This window comes from Limnobacter sp. SAORIC-580 (genome assembly GCF_013004065.1).
Taxonomy (GTDB): Bacteria; Pseudomonadota; Gammaproteobacteria; order Burkholderiales; family Burkholderiaceae_B; genus Limnobacter; species Limnobacter profundi.
In genome coordinates this window covers 1,623,779-1,641,849 of sequence record NZ_CP053084.1, presented here as the reverse complement: position 1 = coordinate 1,641,849, position 18,071 = coordinate 1,623,779, and the positions used below count along the sequence as shown (strand labels likewise).

The window sequence follows — 18,071 nt, the reverse complement described above, 5'->3', positions numbered from 1 at the left end:
GCCACTAGTGCTGCGGGCTTGATGGGGACGCAAAAGGCATTGCCCGTCTGCCTTGATCAAGTCGAATTCCCCTGTTTGCTACTGGCTCAGGGCATGCGAAACGCGAGCGCGTCTTCGCATCGACCTTGCAGGTCGCCCTTCGCTGCGTTGCAAACCGGGCGACTTGATCTTGAATCGGCAGACTGAGCAAAACCATTTGCATCCCTGCAGCAAGCCCCTTCCGGACGGCCATTGACATAGGCCAAAAACTCAACCAACTGGCTTCACCTTCGCAGCAACCCGCTTGGCCTTCGCACGGGCTTTTTCCACATCTGCATCACGCGCCAAGGCCACACCCATTCGTCGTTTCACAAACGACTCGGGTTTGCCAAATAAACGTACATCCGTGCCGGGCTCGGCCAATGCATCGGCCACACCTTCAAATGCAATTCCCACTTTGTCTACACCACCATAAATTACTGCACTGGCGCCCGATGTTTTCAGGCTGGTGTCCACAGGCAAACCCAGAATGGCACGTGCATGCAATTCGAATTCGTTTTGCCACTGCGTAATCATGGTGACCATGCCAGTGTCGTGAGGGCGGGGGCTTACCTCAGAGAACCAAACCTGATCGCCTTTTACAAACATTTCGACGCCAAACAAACCGGTGCCGCCCAAGGCGGTGGTTACCAGGTCTGCCATTTTACGGGCCTCGTCCAGGGCCTTTGCGCGCATGGCTTGGGGTTGCCAGCTTTCAACGTAATCGCCGCTTACCTGAATATGACCCACTGGCTCGCAATAACTGGTTTCAATTGCGCCACTTTTGGGGTTGCGGGCACGCACAGTCAACAGGGTAATTTCATACTCGAATTCGATCAGCGATTCGGCAATAACCCGCCCTGAATTGACACGCCCGGCGCTGCCTGCGTAATCCCATGCGGCTTCCAGCTGGCTGGCATCATCCACTTTGGATTGCCCTTTCCCAGAGGATGACATCACAGGCTTGATGATGCAGGGGTAGCCCACCGGCTTCTTGCCATCAATGCCTTTTTCTACCGCCCGCTTCAGGGTTTCAAAATCATCCGCAAAAGCATAATGCGAGCAACTTAAATTCAATTCCTCAGCGGCCAGGCGGCGAATTCCTTCACGGTTCATGGTCAGCCAAGCCGCATTGGCTGTGGGCACCACACGCACCACACCTTCTGCCTCAAGTTCTTTCAGGGCAGGGGTCGCAATCGCTTCAATTTCCGGCACCACAATGTGGGGACGCTCTTGTGCAATCAAGGCCTTCAATGCGTTGGCATTGGTCATGTCGATTACATGAAAGCGATGCGCAACCTGGTGCCCTGGCGCATTGGGGTAGCGGTCCACTGCAATAACTTCAACACCCAGGCGCTGAAAGGCGATGATCACTTCTTTGCCCAGTTCACCACTGCCCAGCAACATCACTTTGACGGCGTTTGCAGCCAAAGGTGTACCGATTTGCGTTGGAAATTGAATCGCTGTTGTCATGCTCAAACTCGCTTGATTAAATCACTGTTTAATTGATGGATTCGGGGGTGTCGTGGTGGTGTGCAGGCGATGCTTCATCAAAAAACACCACCAACAACACCAGCAGCACCGGGCCAATAATCAAGCCCACAATACCCATGGTAATGACGCCGCCAAACACACCGAACAACACGGCCAAAAACGGCAAGTGGGTTCCGCCTTGTATCAACAAAGGGCGAACCAGGTAATCGGCAATCAACACCACCAACATACCCACCGTGATCAACACAATTGCTTCTGCGCCGTTGCCACTTAAAAACAGGATCATACCCAAAATAGCGAGCAAGCCTGGCGCAGCCATGGGGATAAAGGCAATCAATGCCGTAACGGTGCCCAACAACACGGGTGCGTACACACCGCAGGCGGCAAACAGCACAGAAAGAATAACTGCCTCGGCAAAACTGACAATCACCAACCCGTTAACCGCTGCTCGCAGGGCAGGTGGCATGTGTGAAACATACGGCTTCCAGCGTTGGCCCAGCCAGTCAGTGCCAATTCGGTTCATCCGTATGCTGATGCTTGAGCCATCGCGGTAAAAAAAGAACAGCACCCACAATGCAAAAAACAGGGTGGCAACACGACCCAGCAATTCAAGCAAAATGGCCGACGCTGTGCCTTGCACATCGCCCAAACGTTGGGTAAGTGTTTCGCGCAACAGTCCGGAAATTTGTTTGGGCACACTCAAATATTCTGTCCAGCTGGCCACGAGCATTTCGCCAAGCACTGGAATTTGAGGCAGCCAGTTGGGCACTGCGACGCCGGAGTCATCGGCCTGTCGCAAGAAGGTGGTAATTTCAAGAATGTCTTGAACCATAAACACGATCAAGCCGATCATTGGCCCAACCAACAAGAATGCAACAACCAGGGTGGTCAAAAATGCGGCGCCATTGGGCTTTCCGGGAAAGCGGCCACGAATGCGACAGTGAAGCGGCCAAAACGCGGTGGCAATAATTCCTGCCCACAAAATGGCCAAAAGAAACGGTGACAATACAATGGCGGCACCCACTAGAATCAGCACTGTAAAAAGTGTGCTGATCAGGGACTTCGGTTGTCTCAGGTGTTCTGCCATGTCAGCCAGTCGTGCGGATTACGCGTTATTGGAATGCTTGTTTGTGGTTCAATCATTGTAGCAACGCCTGAATTGCAAATTGACTGTTATTTCACTTTCACGAGAACACACATGAAATTATCCAACACTTTGAGAATCGCTCTGTTCAGTTCATCAATCGGTTTGTTGGCACCGTCGATCGCGTTTGCAGACCTTTGCGAAAAAACACCCGCCGTGAATTTGAATGCCATTAGCAGCGAAGAGGTGGACAATGACATGGTGCGTTTGAATTGGCAGGTGCAAATTCAGGCCGGTACAGCCAACGAGGCCATGAATGCCGTTAACACCGTGCTTGAAAAATCAATCAACAATTTGTCGAAAAACAAAGACATCAGCAAACTGAAAAACAATATTCAAACCTATCCGCAATACGGTAAAAACAATGTAATTCAAACTTGGCAGGGCGTTGGTTCACTCACCTTTGAAATGCCGGTGCAGGCACTGAAAACCCAGAAAAACCTGAATGTTGCCGAAGGCCTGACGCTGAGCAATCTGGAATATTTTCCCAGCGAAGGCCTTATCGAGCAAAGTCGTGAAAAATTGCTGCAAAGTGCCATGAAAGAATTTCAAAACAAGGCAAGCATTGCTGCGAAGGGTTTTGGAAAAACTGGCTACACCTTGGGCGAAGTGTCAATTAACGATGAAAATCAAGGCCCACCTTCTTACCCCAGAATGTACGCAGCTTCGGCAGACATGATGAGCAAAGGCATGGAAGTGGCCCCGGCTGCCGGTTCAAGCCGGGTAAGTGTTTCGGTTAATGGGCGCGTTTGCCTGAAGCCGTGAATGGAATAACACGGGCTAGATTGGCAGCTGGACCGGATTGATCGTTTGAGGTGTCCGCGGCTTTTTCAATGTCGCCAGTGTAGTTCTGATCGATCAAACGCAAACCATTTTGCCTCAAAGGGGCAGGGCTCAGTTCCTGTTCCAGTTTTTGCACCTGCTCACGCAGTTTGCCAAACGACTCCCACATCAGCTTCGACGATTCCATGGCCGACTGCAATGGGCTTTTCGAGCGCTGGCGGATCATGCGGATCTTGAACAGCGTTTGCTCCAGCGCCAAGCGGTGTTCGGGATCGACACTGGCTACATAACCTTCGAGTACCGCCTCGCGGCGCTGCTCGAAGGCAACAGGGTCCACCTGGTACAGGTCGGCCCATTCCTTGAAATCAAAGTGCGTCATGGCTGCTCCTTGCTTTGCTCAATGAGCTTGGCTTTGTTGCTGTCTTGATCGTCGGTTCCCATCAAAAACGCATGCACTGCTTTTTGCAGAGTCCTTAACCGGGCAGTTTTTAGGTTAAGCTCACGTCTAAGAGCTTCGTTCTCTTCCATGAGTCTGTCAACCAGTGCGAGAGTTTCAAATTTCTTTCCCAAACTTTCTACCCGGTTTACTTCAACGCTTGAATGATGGCCCATGATGACTAGTAATGTTGCTATTAACCTTTGTACTGCCAAACACAGCAATCGGTTTTAGTAATACTCTTCAGTAACAACAATCGAATGACAACAACAATGGTGTTTATGAAAAGCGCTTGGACTTTTTCTTTTTTTCTGGGTTTGTTTGCATGGGCTTATATACCCACAGCCTTCGCCCAGGAAACAAGTTCAAATTTAACCCGTTGTGAAAACAGCTTTGGCAAAGAACCTGTGGGTACTACCGTTGAAATTTGCCGGCTGGAATTGACTGGGCCAGTTACCCAGGCCAAACGCGTCAAAATTCTTGAAACACTGGGTAAGGCTTACCTGGCGCAAAATGAAGCCGACTTGGCCATTTCAACCTGGAATGAAGCCAGCCAATACAGCCCTCTAAGCCGGGAAGACCAGGTGGCAGCTGAAGCATGGACGCGTTTGCAGGTGCTGATTGGCCAAACCTATGCACAAGCCGATCAAACAGAACGTGCCGAAGCCCACTTTCAGAAAACCCTAAGTACGGTTGAACAATCAATTGGTCGTTATTCTTTGCCGGCCGGCATGGTTCAAGACGCCCTAGGTACTTACTATGCCCTGCAAAGCAAAGCGGCTGAATCTGAAGCAGCATTCAAACGCTCGCGTATTGTGTATGAAATTCGCTTGGGAAAAACCAATGCCCGAACGCTCGAGACCCGCATGAACCATGCCGTGGGTTTACTGGACATGGAGAAAGAGCAGGAGGCGCTGGAAAGTTTCCAGGTGCTTGCAGAAATTATCAATGCCACGCCCAATTACAAAAACGAACCCATTCGTGCTGAAATACTGACGTTTCTAGGCACGCTGCAAATGCGTGGCGATCAATTGCAAGAAGCAGCCAAGAATTACCAAACCGCATTTGAAGTACGGCAAGCCGCGTTTGGCCCCAACGACATCAGAACCAGCCAATCTTTGAATAACCTGGGGGTTGTGCTTTACAGGGCAGGGGACTTAAAGCGAGCGGAAGTGGCACTCAGCCGCGCCTACATTATTCGGGCGGATGCCTTGGGCAACGAAGACCCTTTGACACTCAGCACTCAAAAGAACTTGCAGGCCGTGATCGCCGCCCAAAATGCGGCGAAAACAGGCCTTTCAGGAAGTGCCAAGCGCAATTAATTAAACCTTGCTGTCGCGCACCAGCTTGCGATTGGCCTTGAATGATTTGAACTCATACACTGCAACCAGCAAAATTGCGGAGAACACACAGCCCAGGGCTGCCAAAATACTTGGGCTTGCTACTTCATAGTTGATGTAATCCACAAAACCATGAACCAACATGGCTGAAGCGATTAACAACAACACCAATACACCGGGGTAAGAACGAAGAGCTTTCATACGACACCTCTCAAAATTTACTGCATCAATTGCTGACCAATGAGTCAACAACTGAACTTTACCATTGAGCGATGTCACAGATTGGAGCGCCACTTCTAACGTTGTATTTAACCAAACCGGTGCATTTTAAACTGTGTTTTTCTTTTTAAAACAATGCAGTAGAAACAAACAGGCCAGCAAACCAAGCAAATTCAAAGCGCCACCACCCCCGCCGCCACTAGAACTGCCTGCGGCAGAACCACTGCCTGAATCGCCTACCACCGCATCACCCACAGCCGAGGAGGGCGCACCTACACCCGTAGAGGCACCATTGATCAAGGGTGAAAGCAGACTGGCCAACAAAGTAGGGGACGTAGCCCCCTGATTGGCCACAATAACCGAGGCAATTGCCGTTCGGCCATTGGCAGCTTGTGCACGAAGATCAAACCCCGTTACCCCCGAAGGCGCTGTTACATCCACTTCCAAGCCGCTTACCGACAAAATCGGGTTGGGCGCGTCGGCCGACGATTTCAACACATTGATCACATCAAAACTGACTGCGTTTACCTCCTGTCCGGAAGAGTTCAAGGTGCCGCTGGCAAAGAATGTACGCGTTTGTCCCGGTGGAATGACATTGCCAGTGTTGGAGAACAAATTGGTAAGTCCAGCAGCCGCCTGTGAATTGATCAAATTGGCCACATCCAGCATGCCAGCACCACACAGAGCCCGTGTGCAATTGCATTCAACACCCACTGTGTCAGCGGTGCAAGTGGGGCTACCGCCCTGCGAAAGAAAGGGGCGCGCAGAGGTTTTCAGCAAATTCTCCACAGTGGCCACCGACGCAGACGGATCCAAAGACCAATACAGCGAGGCTGCACCAGCCACCATGGGAGCGGAGAAACTGGTACCGATTTTGGTGTTGTACGTATTGGTTAACGGACCTGAAAACCCGGTATTACTGGCACTCCAAATAGGAAACGCTGCATCGCCACCAGGCGCTGAAAGCTGAATAGTGGGCCCAAAATTACTGTAATTTGCCTTCAACCCTTCCTGATCTATTGCGGCTACACCAAAAGCGCCGGGGCAATTGGCTGGTGAATCTACTGTGCTGCCGTCGTTGCCTGCGGCAACCACCACCAATGAGCCAGCCTGGCGCGCGGCGGCAATAGCCGCGCCTTCGATGGACGCCACACAGGCGCCTTCCGCACCCAAACTCAAGTTAATCACTCGGGCAGGGAAGGGGTTATTGGGCGCCCCAGGTACACTCAAGCCAGCAGCCCAGCGAATACCATCTGCAAGGTCACTTGAAAACCCGCCACATTTGCCCAACACGCGAACAGGCAATACCACCGCGTTCCAGTTCACCGAAAACACCCCTTCGCTTGGTACCGGGTTACCGGCAAGCAGGGCGGATACAAAGGTGCCGTGCCAGCTCGACTGACTGACACCGCCACACACCGGGTCTGCCAGAAGGTCGGCTGGGCCAACACCGTCACCAGGGTCAGTCGGGTCTGAATCCCGATCAGAACCTGCGGAACCTTGGCCGTCAGCACCAATAAATGAATCAGCTACAAAATCGTATCCGGACAGCAAATGGCCTTGAAGCATTGGGTGGCTCGGCAAAACACCCGTATCCAGCACAGCAACCACGGTAGGTGCAGTACCGTGAAAGTTGGTCCACATGGCACCTGTGTTGATTGAAGCAGGCTGTGTGCTCAAATCTTGATGAAACCAGGACCGACTTCGTCGGGACAAATCAAGCGCGTTTAACAAACCGATCAAAGGCGATTGCGCACGAAGCTTGATACGACGGTCTGGCTCAACAGACTCGATCATCGGATCGGACAGCAAACGAAGGCGGGCTTGTTCGGCGCCACTGCCATTTGGCGTTGTAATTACAGCGCCATGTTCACCAAATGGCCTGACAAGTTGAAAGGTACGTTTGTGAATAATCGAAAGTTCAGCGAGCCTTGCACGCAGATCGGATTTTCGAGACTCAAGCGAAGATGAATTAACACTGGTTTGACTGCGACCGGGACTTTCTTTGAACTGAATTACCCAACGATCAGCCGACCATGAAACGGTCGAGAAGATGACAAGCAGAATAAACAAACTGCTTTGAATAGCGAAACGCAACTGCATGGGTAGACCCTGATTGTGGTTATCACTAAGTGATACCGGGGAGAAGGGCTTGCGGATTCAGAACAGGAAACAGGAGAATGGAAGGCTTTGCGCCTGTTCTATTAGAGTTGTAAAGAAGATTGTTCCACCAACCTGCTGATAATAAACAATTTATTTTTACCCAATTCACAAGTAAGCTAACTTCCCGTGAGAGTACAATTGTAAAGTAGACAGACTGTAGATTAAAAAGGTAAAGTAAATAGAAATTACTCTGCCCAAATATCTACTATGGCCTCCGAGTCGACTCGACACATCAAAGGTTTAAGTGACACCATCTGGGCTGACTTTACAATTTGGCCAGGCTTTGATGAAGCTTCACTAGCTCCAGATAAGCTAGCCAAATTCCTCAATAGAAAAGAGGCAATCAAGGCATATTTAAGCGGCAGCAAAGTCGCTGCGATTCGAAAAGAATATGGTATCTCAGAGCCTCAGATCTATCGCTTAATTACTGAACGCTGTATTTGCGATCATCCAGACGGCCAAATTTACGGCTGGCGAGCACTGGTCCCACAAAGCAGAATAGTTCAATTCAAAAGACGTACACCCATCGTTATTAATCAGTGGGGACACGGTGCTGTTGGCGCTTTTCAAACGCTACTAGACACCTATCCAGACGTCAGAGAAGCTTTACACAAAAAAATTCTTAAAGTCCCCAATACCCGAAAAAAGCTTGGAATGTTATCAATCTCAAAACGATCTATTTGGCTCTGGTTTCTCCAAAGTCTTAGAGATAGAGGTCTTGAAATCAAAGGGGAGTGGCCTTTTAACACTAAAACGAACGGATATCACTCAATTATTAAATACATTGATAAGCGAACCGACAATTTATGCGTGGCGCAAGAAATTTGGCGACTTGGAAACCGATGAAGTTCGACGTCTAAAAACACAGGAGGCCGAGAACGTCAGACTGCGCAAAATGCTGGTATAGCAATGGATTTTTCTGCCGCTGCAAGCCGTTACAAATGATCGCAGGCCAACCAGCTGGCAAAAATAATACGGCGCTGCATCATGCCCTGTTGTCGCGAGATTGGACCTCCTCTGGTGGGCGAATGGCATGAAACATCTTCAATAACAACAAGTCGTAGATTATTTTCAGCACACCGGCAATGATCAACGGCCAGCCGAATGATGAAACGCTTAGCAAATATCCCGCCAACAATGGCGCCATGGCGGCGGCAAAGGTGCGTGGAACTGCTGTCACGCTTGCCGCTGCCGCGCGCTCTGGCGGCGTAACGATCGCCATCACATAGGAACTACGGGTACCGTGCTTGCCGCAAGCGAGAGCGCAAGCAAAGAGCGTCGCAAAAGAATGGAGTTAGACATAGCATTTCTCCTGAAATAGAAAAATCGTTAGTTCATTGGGGTGGCCAGTTGTGCGTTTCAGATTGACACTGTTGGCACCAGGCATAGAGCGCGTCATACATGACCATGCCGTGCCTGAGCATTTCATGGTCGTCGGCAAAATTGGCAGACAGCCCGAGCGATATCGCAAATAACCCGGCCGATTGCGGCGTCAGGTCAAGTCTGTCTGTATCCGCGCCACGCACAATGGCAGCCAATTGCTGCAGCGCCGGATCTTCGAGCTTATACTTTTTGAGGATGGCATCGAAGCTGCACAGCTCTCCATCATGGGTCAGCTCGACCCCTGACACATCGTACGGAATCGCCCCGGTCTCCTCAGCTGTTTTCAGCACCTCTTTTGAAGGCACATATAAAAACTCGGCTTCGGAATCGATGAAACGGGCCACCAGCCACGGGCAGGCAATCCGGTCGATTTTGGGGCGTTCTCGGGTAACCCATTTCATACTTCATTCCTTTCAAGCATAGTGACAACTGCTAATCAAAGTGGTACTTTGCGCTAAATTTTTCGACCGTGACCTCCATGACATCAACGCCGTCACGCCGAAAAACCAGATTGCCATCAAGGCGCACAACTGTCCAGCAATCTGCAGGAGCGCCCATCGGAACACTCAGGCACAGTTGGTTGCTTTGTATTGCCCAGGTTCCTTTACGACTGCGCCCCAACTCGTTGCCAATAATCTTCCCATCCGGCTTCAAGTGATAAGCAAAATGGGTACTGTCGGTCGTGATCTTCCCTATAAATACCTTACGGATTTCTTGTCCGGATAGCACTTTCCGGTGTGGTTCCGCTGTTGCGATCGGAGTGTTCAAAGCGAAAGCAAACCCAATCAACGAGATAAAAACGCTAGGCATGGCTTCTGACCCTCGCTAATTGCTCTTCTACTGTAGTCCAGTTCACGTTATTCATGAATGCCTCTACATATTCACCAGCCTTGGCACCGAAATCAATGTGATACGCATGTTCATACATATCCAAAGCCAAAATTGGCATACCGCCAGCCAAGGTCTGGGTATGGTCGGCTGCCCATTGGTTGCTCAGCTTGCCGTCGCGTGGCGACTTCACCAGCAACACCCAGCCCGAACCGCCACCCAAGGCTTTGCCCATGGCGACAAACTCGGACTGCCAGCGCGCGACACTGCCAAAGTCGCGCTCAATAGCGTCCCGCAGCAAGCCGGATGGCAAAACACCATCGCCACCCAAGCCATCAAAATAGATCTCATGCAGCAGCATGGAGTTGTATGCAATCAACTCTTCACGCTTTAAGCCATTTAGCACAAATCCCGGCGCCTGGTCGAAGTCGGTTTTCCCCAATTGCTCTTGAATCAGGTTCAAGCGCTTGACCGCGCCGCCATAGTTATTCGCATGGTGGCTTTCAATCAAGGTCGCGGACAAGCCATGTAAGGTTTTGGCGTCGGTTGGTAACGGCAATAATTCATACGGCATCTGGGTTCTCCTAACTTAAACGTTGACAACAGTTTTTAAAAGCAAGCCGATTAAAGCACTGACTGCAATGACTTGCATGACATTGCGCTTGTAGCGCACGAGTGCCACCGCAGCGAGCACGACGAGCACGGCAGCGACCCAATCAAATGACCCGGCAAATCCCTTGGGCCACAATACGTGATACGCGAAGAACACGGCCAGATTCAAGATCACGCCGACTACTGCCGCCGTAATAGCCGTCAATGGCGCGGTAAACTTCAGGTTGCCATGGGTTGTCTCGACAAAGGGGCCGCCGGCTAAAATGAAAATGAACGAAGGCAAAAAGGTGAACCAAGAAACCAGCACGGCGGCAAAGGCGCCGGCGGCAAACAGCATGTCGGGGCCGAACAGCGTTTTGACATACGCGCCCACAAAGCCGACAAAGGCCACCACCATGATCAGCGGACCAGGGTTGGCTTCTCCCAATGCCAGGCCATCGATCATCTGGGTCGGTGTGAGCCAGCCATGATTGGTAATGGCTCCCTGGTAAATATAGGGCAACACGGCATACGCGCCGCCAAAGGTCAGAAGCGCCGCCTTGGTGAAAAACCAGCCCATTTGGGTGAAAGTATGATCCCAGCCATAAACCATGTTTAACAAGGCCATAGGCACTGACCAAAGGATTGCGCCGATGATCAATACTCTCGCAAGTTTCGACCAGCGGAACAAGGCATGTGCCGGCGTGGGTGTTTCATCGTCAATGACCGCCGGGCCGTACGACTGCTTGGCACTACCATGACCGCCCCCTGTTTTAAACTTGTCGGGTGCCACGCGCCCGCCGATATAGCCGACTACTATGGCGCCCGCGACAATGGCTGGAAACGGCACGTTGAACGCGAAGATCGCCACGAATGCCGCGGCCGCAATCGCCCACAGCACATTATTTTTCAGTGTGCGCGAACCAATGCGATGCACCGCATAGACGACAACAGCCGTCACAGCAGGTTTGATGCCATAGAACAGTCCCGCTACAAGGGGAACGTCCCCGTAGGCGATATAGAGCCACGACAACCCAATCAGGAAACAGAGACCCGGCAAGATAAAAAGTGCACCTGCAACGATGCCGCCCCAGGTGCGGTGCATCAACCAACCCATGTAAGTGGCGAGCTGCTGCGCCTCCGGGCCGGGGAGCAACATGCAATAGTTAAGGGCATGCAAAAACCGGCGCTCACTAATCCAGCGTCTTTGCTCAACCAGTTCCCGATGCATGAGCGCGATTTGTGCAGCCGGCCCACCAAAACCCATGAAGCCAAGTTTTAGCCATAATCTGAACGCTTCCCAAAAGCCGACATCGGCTGGCCTAGTCAGTGGCGCATCGTCGGCCACAGCATTGGTAATACTCATTTAGTTTGCACCTTTTCAAAAGAAACCAGTAAGCCATCGAACACACCGCTGGCTAATGCTAATAATTGATCGTCATCGGTAATCGATTCCCGCAGTCCTGCCAAGACAGTTTCAATACCCACGGATTCAGGCGGTTGTACGCCGCCGACATCTAGGTAATGGACCAATGTGCCAATGCGCTGCAAGCCGGGACGATCCAAACCAAAGCTGGCGAGTAAGACTTCAAACGTCACTTTGACGCCGACGTGGCTGAAGGTGGCACCGTCAAAATCAAAGCCCAATGCATCGCTCGGGCAGTCAGATGGATGGGCAAGCCAGAGAATGGTGGCCTCCTGGTCGATAAACCGACGGATCAGCCAAGCACTGGCCAACCGGTCTACCCAGGGACGGCGGCGAGTCGCCCATGTCTTGCCTTGATAGTCGGCAAGCTTTAAGCTCAAAACTTGCCCTATAACGGGGTGCGGTTCATCAGGTGACAAGACGCGATTGACCGCCACTTCCAATTCCACAAGCGCGGCATCGGCCTGTTTTTGCGCCTCGCCGGGGAAAAAATCGATTTCCATCACTGCCGCAAAGGTCTTGCGCAACTTGCGGATTTGTTTCGCAACACTCAAAGCTGTATCGGCAGTGAGCTCATTGCGCACTGTTTGGATGTCAACCAGCAAATGAGCATACTCATCACGGCGATCGAATTGTTCTTGAAAATGGATGTCAGACGGCTCTCCGGCGCTTAGCACATATGCACTACCGCCATTTGCAACCACATCTGCCGCGACGGCATCGAAAGTGGAACGGAAGCTGGGCTGATTAGGCAAAAGATAAACGCCATCCCGTAAGACCGCTGCGCCTGCTGCTTTCAAAGCGCGCCAGGCACGCATGCGGGCAGTTGCGTTTTCAGTTGACAAGCTAATAATAAGGATAAGCCACATATTCATGTAGCTTATCCTACCAACTTGTAGTGATCGATACAAGATATATTTGGATTCTTTTGAAAAGCGAACTAGCCTAGCCGACGGCACGACCTGAGAAAAACCGGGTAAAGTAAATAGAAACTACTTTGCCTAAGTCTCTACCATGGCCTCCGAGTCGACTCGACACATCAAAGGTTTAAGTGACACCATCTGGGCTGACTTTACAGTTTGGCCAGGCTTTGATGAAGCTTCACTAGCTCCAGATAAGCTAGCCAAGTTCCTCAATAGAAAAGAGGCAATCAAGGCCTATTTAAGCGGCAGTAAAGTCGCTACGATTCGAAAAGAATATGGTATCTCAGAGCCTCAAATCTATCGCTTAATCACTGAACGGTGTATTTGCAATCACCCAGACGGCCAAATTTACGGCTGGCGAGCACTGATCCCACAAACAAGAATAGTTCAATTCAAGAGACGTTCACCCATCGTTATTAATCAGTGGGGACACGGTGCTGTTGGCGCTTTTCAAACGCTACTAGACACCTATCCGGACGTCAGAGAGGCTTTACACAAAAAAATTCTTAAAGTCCCCAATACTCGAAAAAAGCTTGGAATGTTGTCAACTTCAAAACGATCGATTTGGCTCTGGTTTCTCCAAAGTCTTAGAGAGAAAGGTCTTGAAATCAAAGGGGAGTGGCCTTTTAATACTAAAACGAACGGATATCACTCAATCATTAAATACATTGATAAGGTGCTTCACGAAAACCCTGGCAAGGCAATCCTGATACACGGTGGAAATGAACTTCAAAGGAAAATGCAGGCGGGAGATGGTGTTGATCGACCAGTTCACCGCCCGTTTCAACGTGTAGAAATGGACGCCCACAAAATTGATGGGCGCTTCACCGTTGCGATTCCTTTACTTGAGGGTGGCTACCAGAACGTACTGATCCATAGAATCTGGGTGATCGTGATTATTGAGGTGGTGACTCGATTGGTGCTTGGATATCACATGAGTCTTCGAAAAGAGATTTCTAAAGAAGATGTGCTTCGGGTAATCAAGAAGTCCCTTTCCCCCTGGGCGAAGAAAAAACTACACCACACCGACAAGGACTTTTATATCGATGGTGCCGGGTTTCCCAGTGTTTTAGGTAAGCAGTTTGTGGGCATATGCTGGGACGAAACCTCAATTGATGGTGCACTTGCCGAAAAAGCAAAGGTAGTTGCAGAAGTACTAAAAAATTCGGTTGGGTCAATTCTTCTTACTCCGAAGAATTCGTACGCGATAAGACGAACAAAAGACGACCGACCATTTATTGAAAGCTTTTTTAACAAACTCGGAATATTCGGATTTCAGAAAATTTCCAACACAACAGGAAATTACCCTGGTGCAACGAAGGGCAGAGACCCCATCGGAGTGGCAGTAGCCTCAGAGTTCCAATACGAGTATGCAGAAGAACTCCTCGACATCATCATTGCTAATTACAACGCGAGAATCCACTCAAGACTTAGTGGTCGATCACCACTTCAGTACCTGCAATATCTGGTGCTTAGCAAGACATTCCAGCCCAGAGTGATTGATCCACAACACCTTGACACTTTTTTCAGTTACAGAAAGCTGTGCATGGTTAAAGGTGGTCTGGACGCCGGAAAGAGGCCATACGTCAATTTCGAGAATGGTATTTACACCAGTCCAATATTGGGTCAAAGACTAGATTTGGCTGGGAAAAAAATCTGGATCACAGCCGATTCTGATTCAGACTCCAGGGTCATCAAGGCATCTTCACTGACTGGTGAACATATCGACAATTTACGCGTATCACCTCCATGGAATCGCGTTCCTCACAACTTTGAGACCCGAAGACTAATCTGCGGATTAATTCGTCAAGGCAAATTCTCTCTGCAGAATCAACAAGATGCGGTGGAATCCTACATTGCCGAGGTGGAAGCATCAGGAGGTAAGTTTCCTCCTCATCCAGCCTATCTAACAGCTCGAAATTTTCTGGTTCAATCCAACGACACTATCCATCAGGTCCCTGACAACGAAACCATACAGTCTGATATGGCTTCAAATGAAACCAATAAAAGCATGGAAAGCCGGATTACTGACAACACTGAAGATAGAGCCAAGTCACGCTCTACAACCAAAAACAATACTGCTAGCAGGAATAAGCAGAATATCGCACCCCACACCTCCGACGCTACAGCGCATACCCAAAATTCCGCATCACTTCCACCACGACGAAAAGCCGAAAATAAATAGAGACGACGATGACTGAGATTTCACGTGATCATCCGGTTTGCACACAAGAATATGCAATTTATACCCCACCTATTCATGAAATGTGCGAAACAATCACCAGATGGATTGAGCAGCGTCAGACTGGTGGCTACATTTATGGACCTTCTCGATTCGGAAAATCGAAAGGCATAAAATCCTTCTTGGCTAAGATACTCAATGAAAAGTTCGATACTGAATTCCCTTTGATGATTTGGTCACATCCAACCAATAGCAAATCCGAGAGAGAATTCTGGAATCTTCTTCTAATGGCCTCAAGATTTGAGTTCAAAAACCCAATCAAACCAAAAGCAAAAATGGAGGCAAAATATCTATTCAAACAACATCTTATTACACTAGCCAACAGAGTCAAATACAACTACATCGTAATACTGATTGATGAGGCTCAATTGGTTTTACTAAATGAATGGCATTGGCTATTGAGCTTACAAAATGAGCTCGATCTGGAAGGGTATAGGTTAAGTATCATTTCAGTAGGCTCACATCAAATTTCATTCCAACCCAATTTTTTTGCAAGAACGGGTGATGCACATATCGTAACAAGATTTCTAATGCACCATGCTCGATTTCACGGAATTAGATCATTAAATGAACTGGAATACATTCTAGAAGGATACGATAAGGATTCCGAGTGGCCAGAAAATAGCGGTGCAAGTTATACAAAGTATTTTTTATCAGACGCTTTTGATGATGGCTTTCGTTTAACAAGCTTGGCATTCTTAATTTGGAATGAACTGATTGAAAAGTACAATTTAGCATTCAAATCGTTTAAACCAAAATCGGATCAGATTGAAATTCCCATGAATCAAATCGCAAATTTAATTGAGAGAATATTAAAAGATATGGGCAATAAGTCATTTGATCATCTGGAGTCGAACCTGAATTCACAATATATTTCAAATATACTTGTTCAACAAAACCTTACGTCACAGATATGGACAACTTCCACAGATTGATTGAGATAAATTCTCATAAAGAACAACAATATAAATATCAACTCTTCAACTGGAGATCAGAGCTGTACGATGCTAATGACAATACATATTTTTTGCTAGCGAAATTTGCATTACTCAATAAGTTAAAAATTGAACAAGTCAATGAATTTTTTAATCAATACTTTTCCATTGATATTTTTAACCTAAATTTATCTGAGCATCGTTCTTTAAAGTATCTTTTCTCAATCTTTAGTAACCAGGCTTACATACAAAATAATTTAATTACAAAAAGTTCTGGCGATTTAAATATTCTTGGAATTCCTTTAATACAAGACTACTACGTGAATACACGTCATCAAGAAAAAATTATTCGTTATTGTCCAGAATGCATTAAAAGTTACAAACTGCCAGAACATGCGTCATTGAAGTACTTAGATCGATGCCTATTTCACAACGTAAAGTTTGAAATTTTCTCTTGTAATCATCGAGTCATTCGGTTAAAAGAAAGAAGTGTCAAATGCAACATAAACTTTATTCGCATTTTTTGCCCAGATTTCCCTACACCACAAACGAAAAAGCATAATGTACCAAGTCAGTTCTCCACTGTCCTTAACGACCTAGACAAATGGAATTTTTCTTTGAAAGAAATTTGCGATAAAAAATTAGGCAAACATCTTCATACATTCAAAAATATGGATTGTGCTATTCCCGAACAATGCGCACATTTCGTTTTAGTAAAAGAATTATCACTCCCAGAGTCTCTTCGTGAGTTTACGATTCCAACTAACGCGATCAGAAAAATAAATTCACTCTCAATTTCTAACAATTCTGGTTTTTCATTTTTTGAAAACTTCACTTATTTCCAGTTTGTTGCTCTTCCTGTGGTTTATTCATCTTTCTGTTACCTTCATCGAAAAAAAGAAGCGTCATTTATTCAATCTTTACTTAGTTTCTTCGACGAATTAAAATTAGCCTTAATAAATAAAACTGAAAAATTCTGGTATTTACATGAAAATGATGGAATATGGACATCTTCTGATAGCAAGGGCCTATATTGTGGCGTGCTGATTCATGATCTATTAATAGATTGGCTTACTGAGTTGTGGCTTCCTCCTCTTTACACCAGCATTCGTAGCAGGCGCTTGCAATATTTTAATAATTTTCATTTAATGAATGAGGATTTGGTAAAATCCGCCTCATTCATTCCAGTAAAAAGTAATATTTCTGAAAATAAAATCGATACTCTTTTTAGTTTTAACAGGGTAAAATTTCAAGAATTTGCTATACCCAACTTTTCTTCAGAACAGATGCTTGCCTTAGATTCTATGTGCGATGAACTTGTAAAGTCTTACATTCATGACGCTAGGGTGTGGCTTAATAGAATTGAATGTGGAGAAAAACCGGATCACTTTCCACCAAGAAGTCGGGCGTTGCTATCACTTCAAAAAGTTCAGAATCAATACCGTTTGTTTAATATCCAAATCGATTGAAATGTGACATTCATCTAGTGCATCATTCACTTAGTTGATTGACTGTCGAATCTTGAGGTTCTAGTATATGAAAATCAGCGAAGTAGCTAAGAAACTCGGTTTGAGTCCTAAAACTATTCGATTCTACGAGGACCAGGGCTTGATTGCACCGAAAAGGGCTACTTCCGAGTCTTGGTTTACCTCCGGCAAAAACCGCGTTTTCGGGCAAGAGGACTTGTCCAGACTTGATTTTGTCAAAAAGGCACGCGAACTTGACTTCTCGATCAAGGAAATCCAGTCAGTGCTGGATTATTACGATCAGGGACCAGCCTGCGGTTGTGGCTCCAGAGCGAAAGTAGACGAATTAATCGCGTTAAAATTAATTGAAGTCCAGCAAGTGAAGATTCACCTCGAGGCGCTAGAACAAAAGTTGACTGACATTCGGGCGAATAATGCTGCAATTGCGCATGAACTTGCACAAAACCCGAATGAACCAGAAGGTGAGTTTCTAATTGCTGACTACATTATTCCCATCAGAAACGATGCCAAAAAATAGCGCTTGACCTTCCAGTGGATGGAAGGTCCACGATCTGTATGGGAGTGTTCCCTTGTCTTGTTAAAGGAGATTTTGTGATGAAAGTTAAAATGTTCGCAGCCGCGGTTGGTGTGTTTGGTCTTGTAGGGGTAGCCTTGGCAGA

21 protein-coding genes are annotated in these 18,071 nt (G+C 47.9%); 9 read left to right on the top strand and 12 right to left on the bottom strand.

Annotated elements, in window-relative coordinates:
- Positions 1-86: 86 nt before the first annotated feature.
- The 3 genes from HKT17_RS15510 to HKT17_RS07670 are packed head-to-tail and all read right to left on the bottom strand — an operon-like array spanning position 87 to position 2,599.
- Positions 87-257 carry a hypothetical protein gene (locus tag HKT17_RS15510; protein WP_205882527.1) on the bottom strand — a complete coding sequence of 57 codons (171 nt, stop codon included), beginning with the start codon at positions 255-257 and terminating at the stop codon, positions 87-89.
- Entirely contained in the window at positions 250-1,479 is a 1,230-nt protein-coding gene (gene purT, locus HKT17_RS07675; protein ID WP_205882543.1) for a formate-dependent phosphoribosylglycinamide formyltransferase, read from the bottom strand. Before purT ends, HKT17_RS15510 begins: the two co-directional genes overlap by 8 nt.
- 40 nt (positions 1,480-1,519) lie before the next feature.
- Positions 1,520-2,599, bottom strand: coding sequence for an AI-2E family transporter (locus HKT17_RS07670; RefSeq protein ID WP_171099067.1), 1,080 nt, complete (start codon positions 2,597-2,599; stop codon positions 1,520-1,522).
- Between the two features lie 111 nt (positions 2,600-2,710).
- Between HKT17_RS07670 and HKT17_RS07665 the strand changes: the two genes are divergently transcribed.
- Positions 2,711-3,421, top strand: a complete 711-nt coding sequence (locus HKT17_RS07665) for an SIMPL domain-containing protein (RefSeq protein ID WP_171099066.1) — start codon at positions 2,711-2,713, stop codon at positions 3,419-3,421.
- Here HKT17_RS07665 and HKT17_RS07660 read toward each other — a convergent pair.
- Both HKT17_RS07660 and HKT17_RS15505 read right to left on the bottom strand, forming a co-directional pair.
- The gene (locus HKT17_RS07660) at positions 3,393-3,818 is read right to left on the bottom strand and encodes a DUF3135 domain-containing protein (RefSeq protein WP_105029092.1); all 426 of its coding nucleotides are present in this window, start codon (positions 3,816-3,818) and stop codon (positions 3,393-3,395) included. The two genes, HKT17_RS07665 and HKT17_RS07660, sit on opposite strands and share 29 nt — an antisense overlap.
- Entirely contained in the window at positions 3,815-4,051 is a 237-nt protein-coding gene (locus HKT17_RS15505; RefSeq protein WP_008249338.1) for a hypothetical protein, read from the bottom strand. The genes HKT17_RS07660 and HKT17_RS15505 overlap by 4 nt, the downstream gene beginning before the upstream one ends.
- Positions 4,052-4,135: 84 nt before the next feature.
- Here HKT17_RS15505 and HKT17_RS07650 point away from each other — a divergent pair, with 84 nt between their 5' ends.
- Positions 4,136-5,197 carry a tetratricopeptide repeat protein gene (locus HKT17_RS07650; protein ID WP_205882526.1) on the top strand — a complete coding sequence of 354 codons (1,062 nt, stop codon included), beginning with the start codon at positions 4,136-4,138 and terminating at the stop codon, positions 5,195-5,197.
- Here HKT17_RS07650 and HKT17_RS07645 read toward each other — a convergent pair whose 3' ends face one another.
- Both HKT17_RS07645 and HKT17_RS07640 read right to left on the bottom strand, forming a co-directional pair.
- Entirely contained in the window at positions 5,198-5,416 is a 219-nt protein-coding gene (locus HKT17_RS07645; protein ID WP_171099062.1) for a hypothetical protein, read from the bottom strand. It abuts the gene before it with no gap.
- Between the two features lie 126 nt (positions 5,417-5,542).
- Entirely contained in the window at positions 5,543-7,537 is a 1,995-nt protein-coding gene (locus HKT17_RS07640) for a S8 family peptidase (RefSeq protein WP_171099060.1), read from the bottom strand.
- A 267-nt stretch (positions 7,538-7,804) separates the two neighbouring features.
- On the opposite strand from HKT17_RS07640, the gene HKT17_RS15740 reads away from it, so the two are divergent.
- The 3 genes from HKT17_RS15740 (at position 7,805) to HKT17_RS15730 (ending at position 8,826) form a co-directional block, all read left to right on the top strand.
- The gene (locus HKT17_RS15740; protein ID WP_171099058.1) at positions 7,805-8,443 is read left to right on the top strand and encodes a helix-turn-helix domain-containing protein; all 639 of its coding nucleotides are present in this window, start codon (positions 7,805-7,807) and stop codon (positions 8,441-8,443) included.
- A complete protein-coding gene (locus tag HKT17_RS15735) occupies positions 8,430-8,504 on the top strand; it encodes a hypothetical protein (RefSeq protein ID WP_371815439.1) in 75 nt (24 codons plus the stop codon). Before HKT17_RS15740 ends, HKT17_RS15735 begins: the two co-directional genes overlap by 14 nt.
- A 178-nt stretch (positions 8,505-8,682) precedes the next feature.
- The gene (locus HKT17_RS15730; RefSeq protein WP_171099056.1) at positions 8,683-8,826 is read left to right on the top strand and encodes a hypothetical protein; all 144 of its coding nucleotides are present in this window, start codon (positions 8,683-8,685) and stop codon (positions 8,824-8,826) included.
- A 105-nt stretch (positions 8,827-8,931) separates the two neighbouring features.
- On the opposite strand, the gene HKT17_RS07625 is transcribed toward HKT17_RS15730, so the two are convergent.
- From HKT17_RS07625 to HKT17_RS07605, 5 genes are read right to left on the bottom strand one after another with little or no spacing between them, the layout of a single operon-like run.
- The gene (locus HKT17_RS07625; RefSeq protein WP_171099054.1) at positions 8,932-9,381 is read right to left on the bottom strand and encodes a chromate resistance protein ChrB domain-containing protein; all 450 of its coding nucleotides are present in this window, start codon (positions 9,379-9,381) and stop codon (positions 8,932-8,934) included.
- Positions 9,382-9,412: 31 nt separating this feature from the next.
- The gene (locus tag HKT17_RS07620; RefSeq protein WP_171099052.1) at positions 9,413-9,790 is read right to left on the bottom strand and encodes a hypothetical protein; all 378 of its coding nucleotides are present in this window, start codon (positions 9,788-9,790) and stop codon (positions 9,413-9,415) included.
- On the bottom strand, positions 9,783-10,382 hold the full coding sequence (locus HKT17_RS07615; RefSeq protein WP_171099050.1) for a superoxide dismutase: 600 nt from the start codon (positions 10,380-10,382) through the stop codon (positions 9,783-9,785). The genes HKT17_RS07620 and HKT17_RS07615 overlap by 8 nt, the downstream gene beginning before the upstream one ends.
- A 15-nt stretch (positions 10,383-10,397) precedes the next feature.
- Positions 10,398-11,765 carry a chromate efflux transporter gene (chrA, locus tag HKT17_RS07610; RefSeq protein WP_171099048.1) on the bottom strand — a complete coding sequence of 456 codons (1,368 nt, stop codon included), beginning with the start codon at positions 11,763-11,765 and terminating at the stop codon, positions 10,398-10,400.
- Positions 11,762-12,700, bottom strand: a complete 939-nt coding sequence (locus tag HKT17_RS07605) for a chromate resistance protein ChrB domain-containing protein (protein ID WP_171099046.1) — start codon at positions 12,698-12,700, stop codon at positions 11,762-11,764. The genes chrA and HKT17_RS07605 overlap by 4 nt, the downstream gene beginning before the upstream one ends.
- Before the next feature lie 139 nt (positions 12,701-12,839).
- On the opposite strand from HKT17_RS07605, the gene HKT17_RS07600 reads away from it, so the two are divergent.
- From HKT17_RS07600 to HKT17_RS07585, 4 genes are all read left to right on the top strand, one after another.
- The gene (locus tag HKT17_RS07600) at positions 12,840-14,933 is read left to right on the top strand and encodes a hypothetical protein (RefSeq protein ID WP_171099043.1); all 2,094 of its coding nucleotides are present in this window, start codon (positions 12,840-12,842) and stop codon (positions 14,931-14,933) included.
- 8 nt (positions 14,934-14,941) lie between these two features.
- The gene (locus tag HKT17_RS07595) at positions 14,942-15,925 is read left to right on the top strand and encodes an ATP-binding protein (protein ID WP_171099041.1); all 984 of its coding nucleotides are present in this window, start codon (positions 14,942-14,944) and stop codon (positions 15,923-15,925) included.
- Positions 15,904-17,394 carry a hypothetical protein gene (locus HKT17_RS07590; protein WP_171099040.1) on the top strand — a complete coding sequence of 497 codons (1,491 nt, stop codon included), beginning with the start codon at positions 15,904-15,906 and terminating at the stop codon, positions 17,392-17,394. The genes HKT17_RS07595 and HKT17_RS07590 overlap by 22 nt, the downstream gene beginning before the upstream one ends.
- 67 nt (positions 17,395-17,461) lie before the next feature.
- Positions 17,462-17,929: a MerR family transcriptional regulator gene (locus HKT17_RS07585; protein ID WP_171099038.1), complete on the top strand. Its 468-nt coding sequence runs from the start codon at positions 17,462-17,464 to the stop codon at positions 17,927-17,929.
- Positions 17,930-18,071 lie beyond the last annotated feature (142 nt).